16 protein-coding genes are annotated in these 25,471 nt (G+C 62.7%); 2 read left to right on the forward strand and 14 right to left on the reverse strand.

What is annotated here, in order from left to right; genetic code table 11:
* Positions 1-7: 7 nt before the first annotated feature.
* The 11 genes from ACJ8PL_RS17770 to fes all read right to left on the reverse strand — a co-directional run bounded on the left by ACJ8PL_RS17770 (position 8) and on the right by fes (position 14,307).
* A complete protein-coding gene (locus tag ACJ8PL_RS17770; protein ID WP_442531308.1) occupies positions 8-499 on the reverse strand; it encodes a hypothetical protein in 492 nt (163 codons plus the stop codon).
* Positions 480-1,214: a winged helix-turn-helix domain-containing protein gene (locus ACJ8PL_RS17775; RefSeq protein ID WP_228988497.1), complete on the reverse strand. Its 735-nt coding sequence runs from the start codon at positions 1,212-1,214 to the stop codon at positions 480-482. The genes ACJ8PL_RS17770 and ACJ8PL_RS17775 overlap by 20 nt, the downstream gene beginning before the upstream one ends.
* Positions 1,215-1,539: 325 nt before the next feature.
* Positions 1,540-2,160, reverse strand: a complete 621-nt coding sequence (locus ACJ8PL_RS17780; protein ID WP_097102944.1) for a DUF2238 domain-containing protein — start codon at positions 2,158-2,160, stop codon at positions 1,540-1,542.
* Between the two features lie 121 nt (positions 2,161-2,281).
* A complete protein-coding gene (gene yncE / locus ACJ8PL_RS17785) occupies positions 2,282-3,301 on the reverse strand; it encodes a 7-bladed beta-propeller protein YncE (protein ID WP_391564977.1) in 1,020 nt (339 codons plus the stop codon).
* Between the two features lie 106 nt (positions 3,302-3,407).
* The gene (locus ACJ8PL_RS17790; RefSeq protein ID WP_442531309.1) at positions 3,408-4,268 is read right to left on the reverse strand and encodes an isochorismatase family protein; all 861 of its coding nucleotides are present in this window, start codon (positions 4,266-4,268) and stop codon (positions 3,408-3,410) included.
* A 3-nt stretch (positions 4,269-4,271) separates the two neighbouring features.
* Positions 4,272-5,900 carry a (2,3-dihydroxybenzoyl)adenylate synthase gene (locus ACJ8PL_RS17795; protein ID WP_016929400.1) on the reverse strand — a complete coding sequence of 543 codons (1,629 nt, stop codon included), beginning with the start codon at positions 5,898-5,900 and terminating at the stop codon, positions 4,272-4,274.
* Between the two features lie 7 nt (positions 5,901-5,907).
* Positions 5,908-7,113, reverse strand: a complete 1,206-nt coding sequence (locus tag ACJ8PL_RS17800; protein ID WP_110146520.1) for an isochorismate synthase — start codon at positions 7,111-7,113, stop codon at positions 5,908-5,910.
* A 212-nt stretch (positions 7,114-7,325) separates the two neighbouring features.
* Positions 7,326-8,594: an enterobactin transporter EntS gene (entS, locus tag ACJ8PL_RS17805; protein ID WP_016929402.1), complete on the reverse strand. Its 1,269-nt coding sequence runs from the start codon at positions 8,592-8,594 to the stop codon at positions 7,326-7,328.
* A gap of 175 nt (positions 8,595-8,769) precedes the next feature.
* Positions 8,770-12,714, reverse strand: a complete 3,945-nt coding sequence (locus tag ACJ8PL_RS17810) for an enterobactin synthase subunit F (RefSeq protein WP_442531310.1) — start codon at positions 12,712-12,714, stop codon at positions 8,770-8,772.
* Positions 12,715-12,746: 32 nt separating this feature from the next.
* The gene (locus tag ACJ8PL_RS17815) at positions 12,747-12,953 is read right to left on the reverse strand and encodes an MbtH family protein (RefSeq protein ID WP_028127805.1); all 207 of its coding nucleotides are present in this window, start codon (positions 12,951-12,953) and stop codon (positions 12,747-12,749) included.
* Positions 12,928-14,307, reverse strand: coding sequence for an enterochelin esterase (fes, locus tag ACJ8PL_RS17820; protein ID WP_079449972.1), 1,380 nt, complete (start codon positions 14,305-14,307; stop codon positions 12,928-12,930). Before fes ends, ACJ8PL_RS17815 begins: the two co-directional genes overlap by 26 nt.
* Before the next feature lie 284 nt (positions 14,308-14,591).
* Here fes and ACJ8PL_RS17825 point away from each other — a divergent pair, with 284 nt between their 5' ends.
* Positions 14,592-16,874, forward strand: a complete 2,283-nt coding sequence (locus ACJ8PL_RS17825) for a TonB-dependent siderophore receptor (protein ID WP_028127806.1) — start codon at positions 14,592-14,594, stop codon at positions 16,872-16,874.
* 57 nt (positions 16,875-16,931) lie between these two features.
* On the opposite strand, the gene ACJ8PL_RS17830 is transcribed toward ACJ8PL_RS17825, so the two are convergent.
* The 3 genes from ACJ8PL_RS17830 to ACJ8PL_RS17840 all read right to left on the reverse strand — a co-directional run bounded on the left by ACJ8PL_RS17830 (position 16,932) and on the right by ACJ8PL_RS17840 (position 23,284).
* Positions 16,932-18,164 carry a YncE family protein gene (locus ACJ8PL_RS17830; RefSeq protein ID WP_346404062.1) on the reverse strand — a complete coding sequence of 411 codons (1,233 nt, stop codon included), beginning with the start codon at positions 18,162-18,164 and terminating at the stop codon, positions 16,932-16,934.
* A 47-nt stretch (positions 18,165-18,211) separates the two neighbouring features.
* On the reverse strand, positions 18,212-21,112 hold the full coding sequence (locus ACJ8PL_RS17835; protein WP_442531311.1) for a condensation domain-containing protein: 2,901 nt from the start codon (positions 21,110-21,112) through the stop codon (positions 18,212-18,214).
* Positions 21,113-21,190: 78 nt separating this feature from the next.
* A complete protein-coding gene (locus ACJ8PL_RS17840; RefSeq protein WP_016929409.1) occupies positions 21,191-23,284 on the reverse strand; it encodes a TonB-dependent receptor in 2,094 nt (697 codons plus the stop codon).
* 534 nt (positions 23,285-23,818) lie between these two features.
* Here ACJ8PL_RS17840 and ACJ8PL_RS17845 point away from each other — a divergent pair.
* Entirely contained in the window at positions 23,819-25,429 is a 1,611-nt protein-coding gene (locus ACJ8PL_RS17845) for a condensation domain-containing protein (RefSeq protein WP_079449969.1), read from the forward strand.
* Positions 25,430-25,471 lie beyond the last annotated feature (42 nt).

Raw genomic sequence — 25,471 nt, forward strand, 5'->3', positions numbered from 1 at the left:
GCTGCTCTTATGATGACGTCACGCAGACATAATACGGCGCATGGTTATCCACAAACAGATAATGGCGTGCATCCATGCGTTCAATACGCAGGTGAATCGTCTGCCCTTCGATGGGTAAACTGCGGTTCAGCGCCTCATCTTGTAGCGTGTCCTGCGGTTTTCGGATATTTTCCCGCACCTGAAATTCGTAGTTCCCCCCCCATTTTCGGTAATCGACCCCCATGGATCGTTCAATGATGTAACGCTTGCCATCGTAAAACACACTGCCGTTAAACAGTATGGTGGCATGCCGCACCCCATCAGGGACCACGCTTATCAGCAGCGCTCTCTCCAGCATTTTTCCTTCATATTGGTTGACGAAACGTTCAACCGCCGTACATTCCGGAATTTGTGGTTTAAAAAATAAAAAATAAGCAGAAACGCCGCAAACCAGCACGGCCACCGCCGCGGCAATCGCATAGCCGTGGCGGCATACTGAGCTATAGACCCCTGATTTCATAGTAGTTCTCACATTGTACCTTACCCGAGGTCATGGCCTCCTGCGGACAATAATAGAAATAAGACGCTCTGACCCGCCCGCTGGCATTTGGCACCAGGACCTGGCTGTCATAATAAAGCAACGTCGCCGGCTCGCCGCAGGTTGCCGTTTTCTTCTCTTGCAACATGTTCTTCAGGTGGTTCAGGTCGATCTCGCCAGGGCCGACATTGTGATAGGAAGTGACAAATTGCACATTGCAGCTCCCGATCTTCCCCACCGTCATCAAACTGGCCGAGGGATACCCCGTCTCCTGCCAGGCCAAAATCCCGCTTCCCGCCGCCAGCAGCAGCAACGCGGCCAACCCGAAGCGCTTAAATCGTTGCACTCGCAGCGGCCTGGTCGGCAAGGGGTTTTCTGCAGCCGCCAGGATCGGCATCTCCGGCAAACTCTCCGCCAGGCTGTCCGTCGTCTTCAACGAAGCGGCGGTAAACATGAATCCCTGGCGCGGCAACGTGACGATAATGTCGTCCTCGCCCATGGCGGCGAACATCTTGCGCAGGATGGAAATGGTGTTATTGAGGTTATTGCCGGAGGCCACCTGGCCGTGCGCTTCCCATACCTGCGTCAGCAGGGTATCGCGAGAGATCACAAGGTTATTGTTTCTGACCAACGCGGACAGCAGGCGGTTCAACGTGGCGGTGAGCGGTTGAGGCGGCAGCTCAGCGTTGAGATCCACCAACTCTGATCTATCTTCATGATATTTAATCTTATTATTAATTATGTATCTCATTATTCCCCGCTCAAAAAACTAATTAATAATAATTAGCCCTTGTTAAACATGAGAATAGTAGCACACGGCATGAGTTAAGAAAATTCCTAGAAAAACGCATAAAAAGCTAAATAAACATAAATTATGAAATAACATTGTGCTGTCTCACAGGGTGAAAAATATTTAACTGATGATTGTCGATTTTTATCATGTGGACATTAAAAATGCCGCCCGGCAAATACCGGGCGGCACGAGAAATATCCATTTTCACCAGGCTCAACCGCCACCGGGCTTACGCCTTTAAACGCCGCAGTTGCCGATCCTGCCAGCCACCAAACAGCCATTGGCCGGCTATCGCGCCGAGCAAGGCGCAGAACATGTCGGACTGCGTGTCCCACGGGTCGCCCTGGGTGCCGAGAAACTCATCGGCGCCCTGGCCCAGCGCCAGCGCCGCCCACCACTCGATAAGCTCATACACCGCGCTGATCGCCAGCGCGATACAGCACACCACGAAGCCCAGCATTTTGCGGCCCTGCACATAACCGCCGCGTAGCAGGATCTCGCGCGCCGCCAGCGCCGGCACCAGCCCCTGGAAGAAATGCCCCAGTTTGTCGTACGGGTTGCGGCCAAGATCCAGCCACTGCTGCACCTCAAACCCCAGCGGCACGCGGGCGTAGCTGTACATGCCGCCGAAAATCAGGATCAGCGCGTGGAAGAAAATCAGCGTGTAGAGCAGCGGCGTCAGCGGGTAACGGCGATGGGTCAGCCACAGCAGCGGCAAAACGATCAATACCGGCGCCACCTCCATCAGCCAGGTGGTGCGATCGTAAGGGCTGATGCCGCTGTGGATCAGCGCGGTCAGCAGCAGCAAGGTGATAATGGACAACAACAGCGGAGAGCGTGAGACGGGCATATCCAACGTTCCTTCGGGTCAATAATGCAATCCCCTCTTTATACCGCAGATCGCACGGCGAAAAAAAACAGGCGGAGCGTCGCCGCTTCGCCTGTTCGGTATGCGCTTAACCAGCGAGGGATTATTTCAGCGCTACGCGGATCACGTCGTCCGGCGCGGTCGCTTCTTTCTCGCGGCTGGAAGCCTGCTTGACGCTGACATACAGCGTCTGGCCGTCCGGCGACAGCGCCAGGCTATTCGGGTGGGTCGGCGTCTTGATGGTGTTCAGCACCTTGTAGTTCTTGGCGTCGATCACGCTCACTTCGCCCGCCTGGCGGTGGGTCACGTAAACTTCATTGCGCGCCGGGTTGAACAGCACCGCCAGCGATTCCGGCACGTCGATCTTGCTCAGGATGTTGCCGTTGCGGGTATCCACCACCAGCACCTGCGGCTGCTTGGAATCGGTGATGAAGGCGCGGTGAGTGGCGGTATCCAGGCTGAGGTTCAGGAAGAAGTGCTCTTTAGCCTCATCCAGCTTCTTGCGCGACAGCACCTTGTTGCTCTGGGTATCGATGGTCACCAGCTCGCCGTCGGCGTTGGTGACGTACAGGCGCTTGGCGGCGGCGTCAAGCGCCAGGCCGGTGCCGTATTTGCCGGTGTCGGTCACGGTGGCGCGCAGGGTCAGATCCTTGCCGTCCACCACCCACACCACGCTGGATTCACCCAGCCCGGTAATGTACAGGGTATCGCTGTCGGCATCCGCCACCAGCTCGCGCGGCGCCAGCGGCTTGACGGTCTCGGAGCGCTGGCGCGCGTCCAGCACCAAGCGGCCTTTCACGTCGCCGGTCTTGGCGTCGATGGCAGTCACCGAGTTATTGACGGTGTTGCCGAAGAACAGCGTACCGGTCTTGGCGTTGACGGCTGCGCCAAACGGCTTGATGTCGTTATGGATAATCTGGGTCACGTCCAGCGTGGCCGGATCCAAACGGTAGACGATGCCGCCCTTGTCCAGCTTGCGGCTCTGCGAGGTGGCCAGGTAGAGCGCGTTCTCGCTCGGGCTGTAGGCCATTTCATAGGCGCCCTTGCCGACCGGCTTGCGCAGCACTTCCGGCGCGGTCTGCGCCAGCAAGGTGTTGGAGAACAGCAACGTAGACAGCAGCATCAGCGGAAATGCCGCACGTTTTCCCTTGGTGATCAAAGTATTCATCAAAATCTCCTTATAGAGCCAACAGGGCGGCCGAACGGCCGCCCTCTGCTCGTGATTAAAATCAGGCTTTCTCTTCGGAAAGCAGCGCCCACCAGCTGTCGATGGTCGGGTTGCGCGCCAGCGCGATAAAGTCGATGTCGCTGCGGATCTTGCGCCAACGGGTCGCCAGTTCCATGATGCGCACCGAATCCAGCCCGTAATCGATCAGGTTTTCATCGTTGCCCATGTCTTCGCTGTCTTCGTCCAGCAGCGGCAGGATCTGCTGACGCAGCGCATCGATGCTGGCGATACCGGCCGCCGGCAGCAGAGACCCGGTGGTCACCACCCGGCCGCAACGGCCGGCGGTGTAGCGCAGTGCCATCAGGTGTTCGTCGCGCGAGAAGTCCGCCAGGCCGTCGGCCACCATGAACGGCTGGATGTTGCGCATGAAGGCGTCGATGGCGGTGGTCAGGCAGCCGATGTGCGCATACACGCCGCAGATGATCAGTTGATCGCGGCCGGACTCCTGCAGGATCTCCTGCAGCGGCGAGCGATGGAAGGCGCTGTAGCGCCATTTCACCAGCACCGAGTCGTCTTCGTCCGGCGCCAGCGCGGCAGTCACCGCCTGTTGCTCAGGGTGTTTGTTCAGGCCCGGCCCCCACATGTCGTTCAACAGCGCGCGATCTTCATCGCTCTGCTGGTTCGGCTGTGCGGTATAAAACACCGGGATGCCCTGCTGCTTGCAGTAGCGGCGCAGGTTGGCGATGTTCTCCACCACCTGTTTAATCAGCGCGCTGTCCTCACCCCAGAAGTTGAGGAAATACTGCTGCATATCGTGGATCAACAGCGCGGCGCGCTGCGGCTCCACCTGCCAGGTGACCTTATTTTGCGGCAGTTCGTCCGCCGTCGGCAGCGCGTAGTCATTAAGTTTTGGAATGGCCATCGATTAATCTCCCTGAGCCTGAGTCTGTAGTTGCGCGTCGAGCTGCTGGCGCAGCCGTTTTTTGTCCACTTTGCCGACCGGGGTCAGCGGCAGGCTGTCCACCTGAATAAAGCGATCCGGCAGCTTGAAGTCCGCCACGCCCTGCTCACGCAGGTGACGGCGCAGCACCACCGGCTTCAGCGGCGCGTTGGCGATGATATAGGCACAGCTCTTCTCCCCCATCAGCGCATCCGGCATCGACACCAGCGCGGCGTTGATCACGTCCGGATGACGCAGCAGCAGGTTCTCGATCTCCTCGGCGGCGATCTTCTCTCCGCCGCGGTTGATCTGGTCTTTTTGCCGCCCCTGCACGGTGATGTAACCGTCTTCGCTGATGCTGATCAGATCGCCGGAGCAATAGAAACCGTTGGCGTCGAAGGCGTCAGCGTTGTGCGCCGGGCTCTGGTAGTAACCGCGGAAGGTGTAAGGCCCGCGCGTCATCAACCGCCCAACCTCGCCCGCCGGCAACGGATTGCCGTCGTCATCCGCCACCCACACCTCGTCGTCCGGCGACATCGGCCGCCCTTGCGTCGTCAGGATGTGGCGTTCGTCGTCGTCCAGACGGGTGTAGTTCACCAGCCCTTCCGCCATGCCGAACACCTGCTGCAGTTGGCAGCCAATTTCGTTCTGAATGCGCGCCGCCAGCGTTTCGCCCAGCTTGGCGCCGCCCACCTGCAGCAGTTTCAGGCTGGCGAGCTGGGTATTGCCGCCCCACTCTTCGATCGCCTGCAGCCACAGCGTGACCGCCGGCGGCACCAGCGCCGTCACGTTGATTTGATGCTGTTCGATCAGGCGAAAGCACTGTCCGGCGTCCGGATCGGCGGCGAACACCACCCGCCCGGCGCCATAAAACACGCCCAGCACGCCCGGCGAACTCATCGGGTAGTTGTGCGCCACCGGCAGCGCGCACAGATAGCGGGTCTGCGCGTCGAAACGGCAGATCTCCACGCTGCGGCGAATGCTGTAGTAGTAGTCATTGTGGGTGCGCGGGATAAGCTTCGGCGTACCGGTGCTGCCGCCGGAAAGCTGGAAGAACGCCACCTGGTCGGCCGCGGAAGGCTGCGCGACAAAACCGTCGCTCGCTTCGTCCAGCCAGGCGGCCAGCGCCAGCTCGCCCTCAGGCTGGCTGCGCAGCGCCACGACGCGCAGCGAAGGATGCGCAGCGCGGAAGGCGTTCAGGAATTGATCGTCGGCAAACAGCCCGTGCTGGCGATCGGCGATCAGCAACGCCGGTTTGATCTGCTCGGCATAGGCGTTCAGTTCGCTGCGCTGATGGCTGAACAGCGCGTTGACCGGCGCCACGCCAATTTTCAGCAGCGCAAAGAACACGATATAGAACTCCGCCACGTTGCCCAGTTGCACCAGCGCGGTATCGCCGGATTTTACGCCGCGGCGCAGCAGAGCGGCCGCCAGACGATCGGCGCGCTGCTGCAGCTCACGGTAGGTCAGGCTGCCCTGGGCATCGATAATCGCCGGGGCGTCGTTGTCGGCCTGGCGGTCGAGGATCTCGGTCAGCGGCTTGTCTATCCAGTAGCCGCGCTCGCGATAGCGGCTGGCGAACTCCGCCGGCCAGGGGGTAAAGGCAATGCTCATCTTGTCGTTATCCTTGATTTATACCAAAGGCACGCAGAATAGTGCTGAGTTTGGTGCCTGTTTCATGCCATTCAGATTCGGGTGAAGAGTCTTCCACGATGCCGGCGCCGGCGAACAGCCGCACCCGGTTGCCGTTAACGGTGCCGCAGCGGATAGTCACTACCCACTCGCCGTTGCCTTCGTCGTCGCACCAGCCGACGATGCCGCCGAACAGGCCGCGATCGAACGGCTCCAGCTTGCCGATCAAGGCGTGCGCCTCGGCCGTCGGCATGCCGCACAGCGCCGGCGTCGGGTGCAGCAGACAGGCCAGCGACAGGGCATTTTCGTCAGGAGACGCCGCCTCGCCGTCGATCGGCGTGGAGAGATGCCACAGCGTCGTGGTGGTCAACAGTTCAGGGGTGTGCGGCACGTTCAGGTAGCGGCAGCGGCCGGCCAGCACGTCACGCATGCTTTCGGTAACGATGCGATGCTCGTAGCGATCTTTCGCCGAGGCCATCAACCGCTCTCCCACTTCGCGATCGCGCTCTGGGTCGGCCTCGCGCCGGGCGGAACCGGCCAGCGGGTTGGAATAGAAACGGCCGCCGTCCTGGCGCAGCAGCAACTCGGGGCTGGCGCCCAACAGCGCGCCCTGCTCCAGCGGCACATGGAAATGGAAACCGTGCGGGTTCTGGGCGATCACGCGCGCCATCAGCGCATGGCGATCCACCGGCTGGCGCGTTTCGATCTCCAGCAGGCGCGACAAGACCACTTTGTCCAACTCACCGGCCTTCATCGCGTCGACGGCGTCGCTGACCATGTTCATGAACGGCTGCTGCGGCGGCAGTTCCGTTACGCCGGCCAGCTCCGGCCCATCCGCCGCCGGCCTAACGCCGGCCATAAAGGCGGCGCGATCGAACCAGCGGCTCTGCTGGGGAATAAACAGCGCCGAAGGCTGCCGGGTATCGAACGGAATGGCGCCGCACAGCAGCGGTTTTTTGATGCCGGCCTGGCGGGCCTCGGCAAACGCCTGCCGTACGCTGCGCTGGAACTCGCCGTTCAGATCGGCGCCGTCCGCGGCCGGCAGGCGAATGCGGCTGAAACAACCGGTGGTGGTCAAGCTGCGGAAAGGGGAGGTAAAGAAGAAGCCCGACGCCGGAGAAAAATCAGCGGCGAACCGGTGTTCTTCGCGCTCCTGCATTTCCTTTCGATTGATGTCGTTCACGGCAGTATCCATCGCTTCGCCCTCAATAATTTGAAGTGATAACCAATATAATAATGATTATCATTTGAGTTAATTCCGCGCTAAATTACTCGCCGATATTTGCTATGTCAATAAACGTAAGCACTTCTTTCATTTCGAAATCATGACATAAACGCTGTGGGTTTTACGCATGCCGATGATAAGCATTGCTATTTGATCCCACAGCGTCGCATTAGCGCATGACGTTACTTTTCGCTGGCTGGTTGCGCCTCGTTATGCGGCTCCGGTTTGTGCAACGTGACCTGGCGCAAACCGGTCATGGCGAACAGCAACAGGATGCCGAGCAGCGCCGCGCCGAAGCCGAAACCGCTGGCGCTCATCGCCGGCAGCATGAAGGCGCCCATCGCCCCCAGTAGCAACGCGCCCAGCGCATCGCCCACCACGTTTTGCGCCGTCCACAGGCCGTTGATGCGGCCAAGGAAGTTATCCGGCGTCAGGCTCTGGATCAGGCCGTATTGCAGCAGCGAGTTCAGCGCGCTCAGGTAGCCGAACGCCACCAGGCACAGCAACGCCAGGCTGTACCACGGCATCAGACCGAACAGGCCAATAGAGGCGAAAGCCGCGATCGCCGTCAGCAGCATTACCCAACCGGGGCGCGCCACGTGCGCCACGCGCCCGCTGGTGAACGCACCGATGGCCGCGCCGAGCGGCACGGCGGCGTACATATAACCGAGGTGGGCTGCGTCGATGCGCCAGCTTTCCGCCATCGCCGGGTACAGCACGCGCACCGCGCTGGCCATGGTCAGCAACGCGCCGATCAGCGCCACCATACCTATCACCTTGTTCTGGAACAGGAAGGCGAAACCGCCCGCCAGCGCGCGCAGCGGATGTTCCCGCGGCTGCGGCGGCGGCATCAGCTGCGGCAGGCTCAGCAGCGGCAACAGCGTCAGCAGGGTGCCGAACGCCGCCAGGCCGTAGTTCCAGGCGATGCCCATATGAGCGATCACCAGGCCGCCAATCGCCGGGGAAAGAATCGAGCCGAAGCGCACCGTCAGCATGCTGATGGCGCCCGCCTGCACGATGTTTTCGCGGCCCACCAGCGCCGGCGTGGCCGCCAGCAGCGCCGTCACCCCCACCGCGCCGAAGAAGCCGTCCCATACCGCCAGCAGATAAATGGCCGCCAGCGAAGGCGACGGCAACAGGGCGTTGAGGCACAGGCCGACGAAGCCGACGCCGCAGGTGGAGCGCGCAAACAGAATCAGTCGGCGCCGCTCATAGCGATCGGCCAATACGCCCCCCATCAGTAGCCCGGCGAACATGCCGCCGCCGGCCAGCGTCACCGCCAGCCCGACCTGCAGGGTGGAACCGGTCAGCGCCTGGATCTGCACCGGGATGGCGATCGCCATCAACCCCAGCGCCACAATGGAGATAAAGCGCGCGCAGAACACCGCGCGGAAAGCCCGGTTGGTTTTCAGCAGGCTGAAATCAAGCAGGATGGAGGGTTTGCTACTCATCGGTTGTTCACCACATCTTTAAACGGGGATTCTGCAGTTGCGGAGCGCTATGCTAGCACAGATGACGAAATCAATAATGATAATAAAACTCATTGATATTCAATTGTGAGCGACCGCAAGAAACGCCGCCAAACGCGGGACAATCCCCGTGCCTGGCGGCGGGATGAGGGCGTAATTACAGCGTGCGCAAGATCCGGTTCAGCAGCGGCCCCAGCACTTTGAACGACGCCGGCGAAACGATATCGACGTGTGCGCAGTCCAGCTCGTGCGCCTGCAGCGCATCGACGTACTGCGACCAGGTTTGCTGCACGTCCATCCCGTCCTGTAGCGTGCGCTTGGCGACGAACAGCGTCGCCTGGCCGTGGAAACGGGCGGTCCGCGTGTGCGACAGCAACCGCACCGAATCGGCGTAGTTGGCTTCAATGTTGTCGAACATCGCCGTGCGCGCCTCACCCAGCGCCGGATCGAGCGTGTCCTGCGACACCGCCAGGAACTGCTCGCGCTCACGCTGCACTTCCTTCAACACGTTGTCGTCCAGCATCACGTCCCAGTTTTGGGTCTCCGGCGGATAGGTATCCAGCAGGCCGAGGAACGCCACCTGCTCGCCGCGCGCCTGCAGCCGGGCGGCAATGCCCTGCGCCAGCGTGCCGCCCAGCGAGTAGCCGATGAAGTGATACGGCCCGTGCGGTTGCACCTGCAACACCGTCTGCAAGTGGGCATCCACCACCTGATCCATATCTTCGCTCAGCGCCAGCGGGCCGTCCGGCCGCGGCGACTGGATGCCGACCAGCGACCAGTGCTGATCGAGATAGCGTGGCAATACGCTGAACTGCCAGGAGAAACCGGACGCCGGGTGCAGACAGAACAGTGTCGGCCCCTCGGTGACGCGCAGCGGCAATACGCTGTCGAAGCCGCTGCGATCGGCCTCTTCCTGCGTGCGATCTTCCGCCAGCAAGGCAGCCAGTTGCTCAACGCGCGACGCCACCATCACCTGGCCGACGGACACCGCCTTGCCCAGATCGCGGCGCAACTCCGCCGCTAGGCGCATCGCCAGCAGCGAATGGCCGCCAAGCGCGAAGAAATCGTCGTCGGCGAACACCTGCTCGCGCTGCAGCAAACGGGCGAATACCGCAGCGATCTCGCTTTCCAACCCGGCCTGCGGCGGCCGCCCCGCCTTGCGCTCACCGCCCTGCGGCTGCGGCAAAGCCTTGCGATCCAGCTTGCCGTTGGCGCTCAGCGGCAAATCACTCATTTCCACCAACGCCACCGGCACCATGTGCGGCGGCAGGCGGTCGGCCAGCGCCGCGCGCAAAACTTCCGCATCCCAGCTCGCGCCGGGCTGCATCACCAGATAGCCCACCAGCTGGCGCGCATCGCCGCCGGCGTCCACCGGCGTGCCCTGCAACACCAGCGCATGCGTCACCGCCTGGCGCACACCCGGCAGCGACAGCAAGGCGTGGTCGATTTCACTCAGCTCGATACGCTGCCCGCGGATCTTCAGTTGATCATCGCTGCGGCCCAAATATTCCACCGCGCCGTCCGGCAGCCAGCGCGCCACGTCGCCGGTGCGATACATCCGTCCGCCCTCGCCGAACGGGTCGGCGACAAAGCGGCTGGCGGTCAGATCAGGCCGGCCAAGGTAGCCGTGCGCCAGCTGCACGCCGGTCAGATACAGATCGCCCGCCACGCCCGGCGGCACCGGCCGCAGGCGCGCGTCCAGAATGCGCAGTCCGGTGTTCCATACCGGCAGGCCGATCGGCACGTTGGCGCCGGTCACCTTCGCCAGCGCGTCGCCGTAGGCCGGATGCCAGGTCACATCCACCGCCGCCTCGGTCGGGCCGTAGAGGTTATGCAACGGCACTGCCGTGCGGCTTTGCCACAGGCGGCACAGCTCCGCCGGCAGCGCTTCGCCGCTGCAGAACACCTGGCGCAGCGCGGCGCAGTTCGCCACCGCCGCGTCGTCGTCCAGTGCGGCCACGAAAGCCGCCAGCATCGAAGGCACGAAGTGCATCGTGGTAATGCGGTGTTGCGCGATCAGCTGTTGCAGTTGCTGCGGATCGCGGTGCGCCTCCGGCGGCGCCATCACCAGCCGGGCGCCGACCATCAGCGGCCAGAAGAATTCCCACACCGAGACGTCGAAACTGCATGGCGTTTTCTGCAGCACCGCGTCGTCCGCCCCCAGCGGATACTGGTGCTGCATCCACAGCAAGCGGTTGACGATCGCCTGATGGCCGACCAGCACGCCTTTCGGGCGCCCGGTGGAACCGGAGGTAAAGATGATATAGGCCGCATGATCCGGCGTCGGGCCCGCGATCGCCACCCCGGCGGCATGATCGGCCGCCAGCGGCGCGTCATACAGCAAGATTTCGCCCTTGTCGGCGAAGCGCGCCTGCTGTGCCGGGTTGGTGATGACCAGCCGGGGCGCGGCGTCTTCCAGCATCATCGCCAGCCGCTCGTCCGGATAACCGGTATCCAGCGGCAGGTAGGCGACGCCCGCTTCCACGATCGCCATCAACGCCAGCGACAGGAACACCGAACGCGGCAGCGCCACCGCCACGATGTCGCCCGGCTGCACGCCCTGCGCCACCAGCTGGCGTGCCAGCGCCGTGACCTGCTCGCGCGTTTCGCGGTAGGTGAAGCTGAAATGCGCATCCGCCAGCGCCGGCGCGTTCGGCGTAATTTGCGCCTGCTGCGCCAGCAGTTGGCTCAGCGTGGCCGCCGGCACCGGATGCGCCGTGTCGTTGACCCGCGCCAGCAGAGCATGATCGTCGGCGGTCAGCATGTCAGCTTCGCCGATCGGCAACGTTGCCTGCGCGGCGAACTGCGCCAGCAGCAGCGGCAACCGCTGCAGATGCGCCAGCAGTTCCTGACGGCTGTAACGCTCGGCGTTGGCCAGCAGCTCCACCTTCAGCTGATGGTGTTCGTCGATAAACAGCGCAATCTCCAGATCGCGCACCGGCCCGGAGGCCAGATCGTGGGTAATGCCTTCGATACCGGCGAAATCCAGCTGGTAATCGAACATTTTGAAGTTGAAGACCGTGCCGTACAGCGGTTCGCCGTCGCCGATGCGCCCCAGATCGCGTTGCACCTGTTCGGCGTCGTAGCGCTGATGGCGGCGCACCGTTTTCAGCTCGCGGCTGATGCGGGCGGCGGCCTCATACAGCGTGGCCTGCGGCTCGAGGTGCATCTCCATCGGCAGCACGTTGATCACCGGGCCGGCCGCGCACAGGGCGGCCGATCCGGTGCGGCGCATGAAGATAAAACCGGCGCTGAAGCTCGGTTGGCCGCTCAGACGCGACACCCACAGTGCCACCAGCGCCACCGCCATATCGGCGGCGTTCAGCTTCTGCTGCGCGCCGCACTGCACCAGTTCGGCGAAGGCCTGCGGATCGCAGCGCTGTTCCAATCGATGGATGCGCGGCGTGGGCGTTTGCCCGGCCAGCGGCTGCGGGCAGAGCGTGGCCGGCGGCGGCAGTTGCTGCGCTTTCTCGCGCCAGAAATCGGCGTCGCGTTGCCAGGCCGGCGCTTCCCGGTAAGCCTGGTATTCCGCCACCACGTCGCTGAATGCCGTGAAAGGCGTCGGTTCCAGCGCATCGCCGCGGCAAAGGTGGGTATAAATCGCCGCCACGCGGCGAGCGATGGCGGTGAAGCTGAAACCGTCCACCAGCAGATGGTGATAGCGCTGATACCAGAACCAACGGTCATCCGCCAAACGCATCACCACATGGCGATACAGCGGCGCGCCGCTGCCGGCGCGCAGATCGCTCGCCAGATCGATGTCCATCAGCGCGCGCGCGGCGGCTTCAGGATCCGACGACGTCGTCAGATCGACAAGTTCCGGCTCATACACCGCCAGCGCGTCGTCCAGCCATTGCACCGGCACGCCGTCGCGTTCCGCAAAACGCAGGCGCAGCATGTCCACCTCGCCCAGGCCCTGGATGATGGCCTGCAGCAGAGGCTCCACGGCAATGGGGCCGTTGAGTTCGATGGCGTGGGCCACCGCGTAGGCATTGCGATGCGGGGAGATTTGATCGGCGACCCAGATGCCGGGTTGCGCCGCGACCAGCGGCCATTCGCCCGCAAGCGCCGGGCCGCTGAGAGAGTTAGGGGTGTGTGACACTGCTTATTGCTCCCGTAATTACCTGGCGCCGGTCACGCCTCGCGTGCTGCGACCGGCAGAATATCTTGCCAATGCTGTTCCAGCCACTCGTCGCACGCGGGGCGCGCCGCCGGGCCAAAGACGATCGTCCACTCGGACGGAATGGCGCGGAAATCCGGCCACAAACTGTATTGTTGTTGTACGTTGCGCAGCACCAGGCTGCGCTGCTGTTGATCATCGAACGGATTCAGGCTTTCCACCATGTGTTCCTCGTGCCGTGGCCGTCGCCGATGCCGGATAAGCGGTGGCGAAAGCGGAAGCCCATACCGCCTGCAGCCCATCGGTCAGGCCGCTGCGCCAACACAACGCGTCGTGCCCGCCTTCCACCACCCGGTAGTGCACCCGATGGCCGGCGTCGCTCAGGCGTGCCGCCATTTCGCCGCTGACCCGATGCACCAGCTTTTCCTGCGAACCGGCTTCCATAAAGACCTTCAGCGCGCCGTGGTTGCCCAGGCCGTGCCGTTCTACCTGCTGCATCAGCCAGCAGGCGTCGTCGGGAATGCTCGGCAGCTGCAGCATGTCGCGCCGCGGCCACCAGTAGGAGCCGGACTGGGTGATCACCGCGCCGAAGCGCTGCGGCCAACGCAGCCCGGCGTACAGAGAAGCCAGGCCGCCAAAGCTTTGCCCCGCCACCACCGTATCGGCCGGCTTGTCGCTGTGCGGCGCCCAGTCGGCCAGCTGTGGCATCAGTTCTTCCTGCACCGCCAGCCAGAAATCGTCCTTGCAGGTTAATTCTCGCGCCCGGTGCGGCAGATCGATGATGTCGATCAGCACATACACCGCTTCCGGCAACGCCCCCTCGCGGGTCAGCTGCATCAGCGGCTCCCAAACCGGCATCTGCTTCGCCCAGAACTGGCCGTCGAGCAGGATCGCGAGCGGGCGCTCGGCCGGCTTGCTGTCGCCGGTGGTGTAGATCCAGACGTCGCGGCTGTTGCCCAAGCGTTCGCTCTGCCAGGTATGGCGCTGCAAACGCGCCGGCAGTGGCGGCGTGCAGCGCCCGCTGGCGATCTCATACTCGTCGAACGAGCGCCATACCGGCTGCGGTGGCGCATCCGGCATGTGCAGACCGGAGACGCTGTGGCCGCTGGCGCTTTGCCAGGAGCGATAAGGGTTGAGCAGATCGGGGGTAGCGCTGGCGAACACCTGGTGCCACCAGTGACGCAGGTTGTGCATGTTGGCGTGCGCATCGTCGCCGCTGAACGCCGGCGGCCGTTCGTCAAAGCAGGGGATAAAGCAGTAGCTGCCGCGCCAGGCGCCGCTCAGCTCGGTCTGCCAGTACCACACGTCGGTACCGGCCAAGCGCTGCAGGCTTTGCGGCGGATTCGGCTGATGATGGTCGGTCAGGCAGTTAATGTTGATCCACACGCGACGGTAGGCGGAGGTCAATTCGCATCCCTGAGGATCGCGCCAGAAGAAGGTGGTGCGCCACCGGCCGTTACCCGCCGGTTCTACCCATGGCGTACCGCGTCGTGCCACCGTCAACCACCACCCTGGACTGCCCGCATTGCTGCTGGCCAATAATCTGCTGCTTTCTGACTGTAGTTCTGTATTCACAACGCCTACCCATTTTGTAGTTGGCGGCACCGGGAACGTCGACTTTTCCCTATCGCCGGCCACCGCCCGAACGCACTGTACGCCAAATACTATTGATAATAATTTGCATTTGCAATAGTGTGTAAGGCTTGGAGATCGTGCTGGTATTGCGCGCAACGGACAGGGATCGGGGATACATCAATGGCATCCCTTGCCGCAGCCGATTTTCTATTTCCGACTACACAAAAACTACAACCGCCCTTCCCCCCATTCGGCGAGGGATGGCAGCAAGGTAGGACACTCAGATGAAAAGCAAGCTATCACGTTATTCTTTAGCCACTCTTATCGGCTTGGGATTGGGCGCGTCCGCGTTCGCCAACGCCGCGCAGCAGACCGACACCACCACCACGGAAGAGAACAGCGGCGCCACGGAGAAAAAGCCGCGCGGCGAAGACACCATCGTCGTGACCGCCGCCCGGCAGAACCTGCAGGCGCCGGGGGTGTCCACCATCACCGCCGACGAGATCAAAAAACGCCCGCCGGCGCGCGACATCAGCGAACTGATCCGCACCATGCCCGGGGTTAACCTGACCGGCAACTCCACCAGCGGCCAGCGCGGCAACAATCGCCAGATCGATATCCGCGGCATGGGCCCGGAAAACACCCTGATTCTGATCGACGGCAAACCGGCCTCCAGCCGCAACTCGGTGCGTCAGGGCTGGCGCGGCGAGCGCGACTCGCGCGGCGATACCGCCTGGGTGCCGCCGGAAATGATCGAGCGCATCGAAGTGCTGCGCGGCCCTGCCGCAGCGCGCTACGGCAACGGCGCCGCGGGCGGCGTGGTCAACATCATCACCAAGAAGGCCGGCGATGCGCTGCACGGCTCGCTGAACGGTTACTTCAACGTGCCGCAGCACAAGCAGGAAGGCGCCACCAAGCGCACCGACTTCAGCCTGTCCGGCCCGCTGAGCGACACCCTGAGCTTCCGCCTGTTCGGCGGCTACAGCAAAACGCAGGCCGACGCCTGGGACATTAACGAATCGCATAAATCCGAACGCGTCGGCGCCTACGCCAACAGCGTCCCGGCCGGGCGCGAGGGGGTGGTTGATAAAAACATCGACGCCTTGCTGCACTGGGATTTCGCCCATCTGCAGTCATTGGAGTTCGAGTACGCCTATGGCCGCCAGGGCAACCTGTACGCCGGCGATACCCAGAACACCAACACCAACGCCCTGGTGCAGAGCAACTACGGCAAAGAGACCAACCGCATCTACCGTGAAACCTTCGGCCTGACCCACCGCGGCGCTTGGGACAACGGCGTGAGCACCAACAACTACGTGCAGTTCGAACGCACCCGCAACACCCGCCTGAACGAAGGCTTGGCCGGCGGCACCGAAGGCATCTTCGACACCAAAAACACCGGTTTCGGCACCACCAAGCTGGACGACTTCCTGGCGCACAGCGAAGTCAGCGTGCCGTTTGAGCTGGGCGTCGCGCAAACCGCCACGCTGGGCACCGAGTGGACCCAGCAGCGGATGAAAGACGGCACGTCCACCAGCCAAACACTGATGGGCGGCACCATTCCCGGCATGACCACAGGTACGCGCAGCCCTTACGCTTCCGCGCATATCTTCTCGCTGTTCGCCGAAGACAACATTGAACTGACCGACACCACCATGCTGACGCCGGGTCTGCGCTACGATCTGCATTCGGAATCCGGCAACAACTGGAGCCCGGCGCTGAACCTGTCGCAGGAACTGGGCGACTACTTCACGCTGAAGATGGGCATCGCGCGTTCCTATAAAGCCCCGACGCTGTTCCAGACCAACGGCAACTACCTGCTGTACAGCAAAGGCCAGGGATGTGCCGGCAGCGATACCAAAAACGGCTGCTACCTGCTCGGCAACGACGATCTGAAAGCGGAGACCAGCGTTAACAAAGAGATCGGGCTGGAGTTCCATAACGACGGCTGGCTGGCCGGCGTGACCTACTTCCGCAACGATTATCACAACAAGATCGAAGCGGGCAACTCGCGCATCGCCACCAGCAGCACCGGCACGGCGGTCTATCAGTGGGAAAACGTACCGAAAGCGGTGGTGCAGGGGCTGGAGGGCTCATTGAACGTGCCGGTCAGCGAGACCGTCACCTGGAGCAACAACGCCACCTACATGATCGAGAACAAGAACAAGACCACCGGCGATTACCTGTCGGTGATCCCGAAGTTTACCGTCAACTCGACCCTCAGCTGGCAGGCCACGCAGGATCTGTCGATGCAGTCCACTCTGACCTGGTACGGCCGTCAGAAGCCGAAGAAGTACAACTACCAGGGTAAACCGGCCACCGGCGGCGAAACCCGTGAGGTTAGCCCTTACGCCGTCGTCGGCGCCAGCGCGACCTATGACCTGACCAAAAACGTCAGCCTCACCGCCGGCATCGACAACCTGTTCGACAAACGCCAGTTCCGCGCCGGCAACGCGCAGAACGTGGGCGATCCGAACACCGGCGCGATCAACATCGCCGGCGCGGGCGCGGCTACCTACAACGAACCGGGCCGTACCTATTACATGAGCATCAACACCCACTTCTGATGACATGTTCCAACGACAAAGGGCGCCGCGGCGCCCTTTTTTTATATTTATATTCAGCTAGTTGGAATGCAGTTGAATACGCACCACGCTTTCCGGCTTGCCGGCCTTGGTGGAAGCGCCGTCGTTTTTCACCGTCACGAACAGCGCGTCACCTTTCGGATCCAGCGCCAGGCTGTTAGGGTGCGGCGGCAAATCCACGGTCTGCAGACGCTTGAGCGTTTTGGCGTCAAACACCGTTAGCGTCCCGGCGCCGTGATCGACGCGTACCCCTTTGCGGTTGGCGACATACAGCCGCTGGCTGCGCTCGTCGAGCAACAGGCCGATCGGCACCTCATCCGTCAGCTCGCTGGCCAGCACCTTGCCGCTGTCCGCATCCAGCGCAAATACCCGGTGGCCGCTGCTGCGCTTCACGTAGTCGTGCCCCAGATGATGGTTGCGGTAGTCGTCGCGATCGATGCCCTGATCGACGCCCAGCAGGCGATTTCCCGCCGGGTCATACACCAGGTTCAGCAGCTGATCGGCCTGCACTTCGTGCGTGGCGGTGATCGCCAGCGTGTCGGCGTTCAGGGTGATCACCTGCCCCTGCATGTTGGAAACGAATACCCGACGGCCCTTCTCATCCAGCGTGATGCCCACCGCGTTGTAGCCGAAGCCCGGGATCACTTTCTCCAGCTTGCCGGCTTTGGTATCAACCACGTACAGCACGCTGTCGACGCCGAAACCCAGACCCGGCAGGAACAGACGGCCGCTTTGCGCGTCATACTTGAGCTCTCGGAGGCGGTACAGGTAGTCCTCGGTGATTTTGAATTTCTTCAGCTCCGCCAACAGGAAATCCAGACGCTTGCCGCTGATGCCCGCCTGCTTGTAAGCCTGCTCCAGCACCGCTTTGTCCAGCAGCTTGATGCTGCCCAGCGCGTGGTTGGTGGTGGTGTCCACCACCCCGACTTCGCCGTTGAAGGCCTGCGTCAGGTACAGGCGATTGCCAGCGTCGTTCAGCGCCACGCCGAAGCCTTTCACCTGCAGCGGGATCTCCGCCTTGATCGCCAGGGTGTTGGGATCCAGCCGCAGCACGCGGGAGCGCGCCTCTTCCTTCCAATCCGGCGCGCTGACGAACAGCGCCTGTTGCGAGGTGCTGTAGGCCATCTCCACCACCGTCGACGACAGCGTCTGGCGCTTGATGTCTTGCGGTTTGATGCCGGCATCGTCGGCCTGCGCGGCGCCGGCGACCACCAGAGAGGCCGCCACCAGCAGCGACAGTAACGCGCGCGGGGTTGCTAGGGTTCCAGACATCCTTTTATCTCCTTGAAAATCATGCTTTCGGTTAGAGTGAAACAACGTCATGCCTGCGGCCCGGGCGGCAGCGCCGCCAGAGCGATATCGCCAGCGATGTGCTGCGCAAACTGGGTAAAGACGTGCTGAACGCCGTCGGCGATCAGATTGGCCTGCTCCCGGCTGTAGTGATCCTGGCGGTAGGTCATCATCACCCGCAGGGATTTCGCCCCCGCCAGATCGTCTTCCATCACCTCAAACTGCAGGCCGAGCAACGATTCGGCTTTCTCCGGCTCCACCTGACGGTAGGCGATCGCGCTGCCGTCCTGCAGCCGGAACTCGCCGTTCAGCTTGATGCGGCTGTGGATCTGGATAAACACTTCGAACATGTGGTTCTTGCGGTCGGCGTCCACGCCGAACAGCCCTTCCTCCACCAGATCGATCGGAATGTCAGTGTACGGCAGCGAGCCATTGATGGTGTTTTTCACCTGGCTGACCAATCCGGCCACCGTCAGCCCCTCGTCGAAGCGCACGCGGTGCACCACCACGGTGGTGAAATAGCCGACGGTATCGAAGAACTCGGCGTCGTTACGGCCGGAAGTCGAGGTGCCCACCAGCAGATCCGCCGGGCCGCCCAGCAGGCGCAGCGCCGAGGTAATCCCGGCATACACCACGTTGAACAGCGACGCGTTGTTGCGGCGGGCAAGCTGATACAAGCCTTCCGCCACGGCAGGATCGACCTCGAACTCCAGCCAGCCGCCGTTGACGTCCGCCGGCGCCGGCACCGCCGGGTGGGTGGACGCTTCTTGCCGGAAGATCGGCTGGCCGACCGGCGCGCCGCGCAGCGCATCGAGCCAGTAGTCCAGATGTTGCTGCTGCACTCCCGAAGCCCGCTGTTGCCGGGCGAAGGTATGGAACTGCGGCGGCTGCCCGCTCCACTGCGGCGCCTGGCCGACGACGCGATGGCGATAGGCGACGCCCAACTCGTCCATCATCAGGTTGAGCGACCATTCATCCAGCACCACATGGTGGAACAGCAGCGACAGCAGCTGTTGGCCGTTGTCCGCATCGCGCAGCAGCGTGGCGCGCAGCGGCAGCTCGGCGGCCAGATCGAACCGATGCTGGCCGGCGTCGGCCAACAGGGCGGCGGCATTACCCACCGGCGTCTCGTGGGAGAAGCGGAACCACTGATAATCAGGCAATTCTGCGGCCGGCACCACGACCTGCACCACCTCCCCCTGCTGCTCGACGAAGCGTGAACGCAGCACGGTATGACGAGTCATGACGTCGATAAACGCCTGATGCAGCGCCGTTTCATCCACCGCATCGAAGAAGCGCAGAGAGAACGGCAGGTTGAAAATCTCGTCATGGCCGAAGGCTTCATACACCTTCCACAGCGATTCCTGTGCCAGCGACAGCGGCGCCTGTGCCCGATCATGATCGTCGGCGATGGCTAGCGCGGCATTCGGCTGCGCAACGTTCAGGCGTTTGGCATAGCCCGCCAACCCGCGCGCCGTCGGATGGCTGAACAAATCGTTAATGTTGATTTCGATCTGATGCAGGCTCAGCAAGCGGCCAATCACCCGGGTAGCGACCAGCGAATGGCCGCCGCGATCGAAGAAGTCTTCATCCAGGGTCATTTCCGGGGCCACCAGCGCCTCACGGAACTCCTGCAAAATCAGCGGCGCAACGCTTTCGTCCGCGTCGCCGTTCGCCGCCGGCGCGGCCATCGCCGGGGAAGCCGCCGGCAATGCGACGGTAATTCGCTGCCCGGCCAGGAACGCGCTGAACTGCTCCAGCAGGAAAGGCGCCGCGTGCGGAGACAGGCGCGGGTCGGTGACCAGCTCCAGCGTCAGCGTTTCTGCCTCCGGCAAGCCCAACAGCAGCGCCAGTTCAAACGGCGTATGCAGCGGCGGCAGCAACAGGCGTTCGGCGTGAACGCCTTCCATGCGCCAGTCCGCAGCCAGATCGTCACGCCAGGCCACCAGCAGCTGCGCCCGCTGCGGATCCGGCTGTTCGGCCACGGTCTGTGCCAGCAGCCGCTGCCCGATGTCGCCCTCGCCATGCAGCACGGTCAGGCGCATCAGCGGTACCGCCGTCAGCCCCAGCTCCAGACCGATGCACTCCGCCGTCTCCGCCGTCGGCACGCACAGCTGCACGGCTTGCCCACCGGCCTGCGCGGCGACGAACTCGGCAAACCGCGCCGCTACCGCCGCCAGCAAGGCCCGCGGTGTGTCGTTGGCGGGTAACAGCGAACGCGCAATGCGCGTGACCACGCGCCCCCCCACCGGCGGCAAGGCTTCAGCACGCTGCGCCGGGCTGCGGTAATCCTGCAGTGAAACAGCCTGGCGCTTCCAGGGCAGTTGCGGCTCCGGGATTTCCGCCGGCTCGACCGGCTCCGCCACGAAAGACAGGGGCATCGCACCCCCGTTATAACGGGCGGACAGCATCGTCGGCAGGTGGCGCCACGGCAACGCTTCCGCCAAAATGTCATGCAATACCACGCCCAACATCACGTCATCACCCGACGTGAGCAACAGCAGGCAGCGCAGCGGCGCTTCGCTTTCCAGTTCAAATGGCGCCGCCTGCGCTTGCAGCAGGCAACCCATGGCGTGTTGTTCATCCGCCACCTGACGCAGGCTCACCGGCAACGGCGCCGAATCGGCGGCGCGTTTAACCAGACCGTTTTCGTCATCAAAAACGTAACGCACGTTCACGCCCGGCGTTTCCCGCACCAGCGCCTGCAGCGCCGCCGCCAGCCGGGCGATATCCACGTCCCCCGTCAGGCGCCAGGCCAGCGCCCGCTGCCCGTGCGCACCGCCCTGCTGCAGATGGGCGAACCATGCTCGTTCTTCGGCTTCGCTTACCGGCCGCTCGCCGTTCGCCACCCCCGCGCCCAGCGCCTGAAACGCGCTCTCCAGCCGCTGGGCCTCTTCATCGCTCAGAATGCTGTCAAAATCACCGATCACTGCGTTATCTCCTTTGCCCGGCCATGCCGGGATAGCGCATAAAATGGGGGACATTCGTCCCCCGTCACCGCGATAGCGTTAGAAAGTCAGCTCAACCGCTGCGCCGACCAGGCGGCCTCGCTGGAGAGTCGCCGTGTAGATGTCGTTGCTTCTGACCATCTCGCGGCGGTCGGAATCAAACAGGTTTTTCGCATACAGCGTGGCGCGACCGTAGTCGAAGGTGTAAGCCAACTGGGCGTTGGCCGTCCAATAAGAGCCGATGCGCCCGCGCGAGTCGTTGTCGTATTGCGAATAGTAGGAGTCGGTAAACGCCACGTTGCTGCTCAGCTCCCATCCTTTCAGGAACTGATATTTGGCGCCCATGTTGGCGGTGTAAGCCGGTGCGCGCGCCAGCTCATGCCCTTCCACGCCGCTGCCCGAGAACTTCTTGATGTCGGTTTTCAACAGGCCGAGGTTGCCGAACAGTTCGAAGTCCCAGCGCGGCTGCCAGGTGGCGCCGATTTCCGCGCCGTAGGTTTCCACCTTGTCGGCGTTGCGGATCACGCTGGAGTTCTCACCCAGCGAGTACGGAAGCTGCATGTCTTTGTAATCGTTGTAGAAGATGTTACCTGTCAGCACCACGTTGGCGTCTTTCAGGTGATGGCGGGTGTACAACTCGTAGTTCCAGACATACTCAGAACCGTAGGTGTAGCTGACCACCGGCGTGCCGATCGTGATGCCGCCGCCGCCGGCGTTATAGCCGCGGGCGATCTTGGCGCCGTAGGTTTGGGTATCCGTCGGTTTCCAGGCCACGTCCAGCTTCGGCAGGAACACGGTGTAGGTTTCATCGAAATCGATGCGCACCGCCTGGCTGCCGCCGTCGCGGCGACGGTGTTCGCGTTCCAGGCGGCTGGCGGCGGTCACGTCCACCTGCGGCGTCAGCGCATAGGTCAGCTCGGCGAACGCCGAATGGGTATCGGTTTTATCTTTGAAGGTCGATCCGCCGAAGATGTTGACGAACTCATCCTGCGTGCCGTGGAAGTAACGCAGCCCCGCCAGCCCATGCAGGCGGCTGTCCGCTCCGCCGAAGCGCACCACCGGCTCCACGTGAACTTCCTGGCCGTCGATCTCGGCGTATTGGATGTTGTAAGCGGTCGGACGGTTGATGTTGAAATCGGTATAGATAACGCGGTTTTCAAACGTCAGCGCATCGGAGGCCTCCCAGGCCAGATCCCAGATGGTGCTGTTCATGTTGCTTTTGAACACAGCGCGGCGCGGATCGTGGCGCGGGTTGGTCGGATGCGGCTGCGGGTTGAGGCTTTCGTTCTGCGGCGCGGTGCTGCCAAAGTGGTTAAAGGTCAGCTTGGTGGTCAGATCGCGCAGGCCGGCCGGGTTAAACAACAGCTTGGCGCGGGCGGTGGTGGCCTCCACTTCGCGCGGATCGCCCACCGGCGCATAGGCCGGCAGATCGGCTTCGCTACGGCGGCGCTGGCGATCGACGCTGACGCGGAACGCCAGCTGATCTTCCACCAGCGGGCCGGACGCCATGGCGGCCAGCTGTGAAGAGTGCTGGTTGCCGGCCCCGCCCTTGAACGCGCTTTCCCATTCGAAGGTCGGATCTTTACTGGCCATGACGATGGCGCCGGCGATGGCGTTGCGCCCCTGGATGTAGCTTTGCGGGCCGAGGAACACTTCGACGCGATCCAGATCCCACAGCGACTGCGGACCGAACGCCTGTTCGTTATACGTCAGCGAACGGCCGTCCAATGACAGATTGAGGCGCGGGCGGGTGCCGCTGAGGAAAGCGTTGGCGCCGACGTTCGGGCCGGAACCGTCGATACCGCGCACGGTCGGCAGTTCGTTGCCGATGCCCAGATCCACCACGTTGGGGGTCATGCGCAGCAGATCGGGGATCTGCACCGCATCGGGCATCGAGGCGATGCGGTTGCTGTCGAACACCTGCACGCTGGAGCCGGTGTCGAAAATGGAACGTTTGATCTTCTCACCGGTAACCAGCAGCGTTTCCGCGTCCTGGTAGGTTTCGTTGCTCTTCGTTTCCGCCGCGTTGACGTTACCGATCGCCAGTGAACAAACCCCTAAAAATACGGAGGAAAATGCCCCAAGGGCTTTCATCCCCGCCTTTTCCCCGTTTCCTACGCTTTCATGCCGTTGAGCCGCAAAATGCTTGCCCATAGATGTCTTCTCCTTTCATCCCAGAGGTGCACAAAATTTGATTTTTTTTACACAACCTACATCGACACTCACACAGACCATGACGCTGCGGCCTTCCCGGCCTTGCTGTTGCTTATCCCTGCGGCGAACCCATGTCTTTCGCGGCCGAACGGGCGCGGCCCCGTCCACAGCCAAGCCGCCGGCGAAGCGGCCGGCAGCTTGTATAAAAACGTAAAATAGTGTTAAGAATGATAATATTTTGCATTTTTTAATGCAAATCATTATCAATAATGGTGTGAGGCCGGGCGTGTTCTCCGCCAGAAACCCTTATATTTTTGCAGGAAAAACAAGCGCTGTAATAACAAGCAATCATTTCAATGCTAAGAATAATATAGATAAATTATTCACGCCCAACGCCCTGCCTGCCCGGCATCGCTAAAACCCCTTATAGATAGCACCTCTGCGCCAAATGAATCAAATAATAATAATTTTCATTCCTATTAACATTTGGATATATTCTTGCAGTCTCGTTGGCTGAATCAAAATGGATACCCGATGAAAGCTTTGACCACGATGCAGGCCGCCTATTGGGTAGGCCGACAGTCCGCTCCTCCTCTCGGCGGCATAGCCGCCCACCTGTATGCGGAATTCGACAGCGGCGAGCTGAACATCGCCCGGCTGCGCCAGGCCGTCGAGGCGCTGTATCTGCGCCATCCGCTGTTACGCCTGCGCATTACCGACGATGGCAGGCAGACGATCGCACCTCCCGGCCCCCGGCATACTTTGCATCTCGACGACTGGCGACATGCCGATGAAGCGACGCTGGCGGCCGCGCTCGCCGCCAAGCGCCAGGCGAAAAGCACCCAGTTGCTGCCGCTGGAACAGGGCGTTCCCTGCGATATCAGCCTGAGCCTGTTGCCGGCGGGACGCAGCCGCCTGCATGTCGATCTCGACATGATCGCCGGCGATGCCATGAGCTTTCGCCTGTTGATGGAAGATCTGACGGCGTTTTATCACCAGTGCCCGCCGGCCCCAGCCCATGACGCGCCGCCGGCCTACTTCGACCACCTCGAACGACGCGACGCCGACGCGGCGCTGCGCCAACGGCGCGAACGCGGCCAGCGTTGGTGGCGTGAACGCCTGGCGCAGATGCCGCCGGCGCCGCGCCTGCTGCGCACGCCGGACCGCTGCCGCAGCGATCGTTTGGCCATACAGTTGAATGCAGAAGAAAGCCGCGCGCTGGAAAACGTCGCGAAACGGCATCACACCTCCCTCTCGACGCTGTTTCTGGCGCTGTTCGCGCTGGCCGTCGGCCAGGGTTGGAACATGACACGCTTCCGGCTCAACGTGCCGCTGTTCCACCGCGAGAGCGAACGGGAAGACGCACATCGCCTCATCGGCGATTTCTCTAACCTGGTGCTGCTCGGCGTGGAACTGAACCCGACGGAAAACCTGAACGCCTTCTGCCGGCGCCTGATGACGCAGCTGGCGGAGCTGATCGAGCATGCGGATTACCCCGGCGTCAGCGTGATGCGCGATCTGTCGCGCCTGCACGGCAGCCTGCAACCTTCGCCGGTGGTGTTTACCGCCGGTTTCGGCATCCGCGGCAAAACGCTGTTTTCCGAACGGGTCACCGACACCTTCGGCCGTCTCGGCTGGGTGATCTCTCAGGGGCCGCAGGTGGCGCTGGATGCGCAGGTCGCCCATGTCGACGACGGTATTCTGATCAACTGGGACGTGCGGCTGGACGCGTTCCCCGAGCAGGTGCTGCCGCGCCTGCTGGCCTGTTACCGGGCGCTGCTGCACCTGGCCGCGCGGCAAGCGGGGGCGTTCGATCGCCCGCTGTCGCAGCTGCTGGCGCAATGCACGCCCGACGCGCTGGCGCAGCAGGCGCCGGTGCGCCAGGTGCTGCACCGGCTGCTGGCGCGGGTGGCTCCCGAGGCCGACTTGCGCGACCACGACGATATCCGCCGGTTGGCCTTGCCGGATGCCGGGGTGAACGCGCTGCTGACAGTGCTCAACAAGTATCTGGCGGCGGCGCTGACGGCGCAGGATCTGACGGCGCATCCCTCCCCGGCTGCGCTGGCGGCGTTGATCTGCCAACGGTCGCCCGAGGCAGGAAAGCATGCGAAAACGCTGCTCGCCGCGCTGGCGCCGCAGCACTGAGATCGGTTTCCGGGCGCACGGCGCCCGGCTCGTTTTAATCGG

It is taken from the genome of Serratia sp. CY83965 (assembly GCF_052166375.1).
Classification (GTDB): Bacteria; Pseudomonadota; Gammaproteobacteria; order Enterobacterales; family Enterobacteriaceae; genus Serratia; species Serratia marcescens.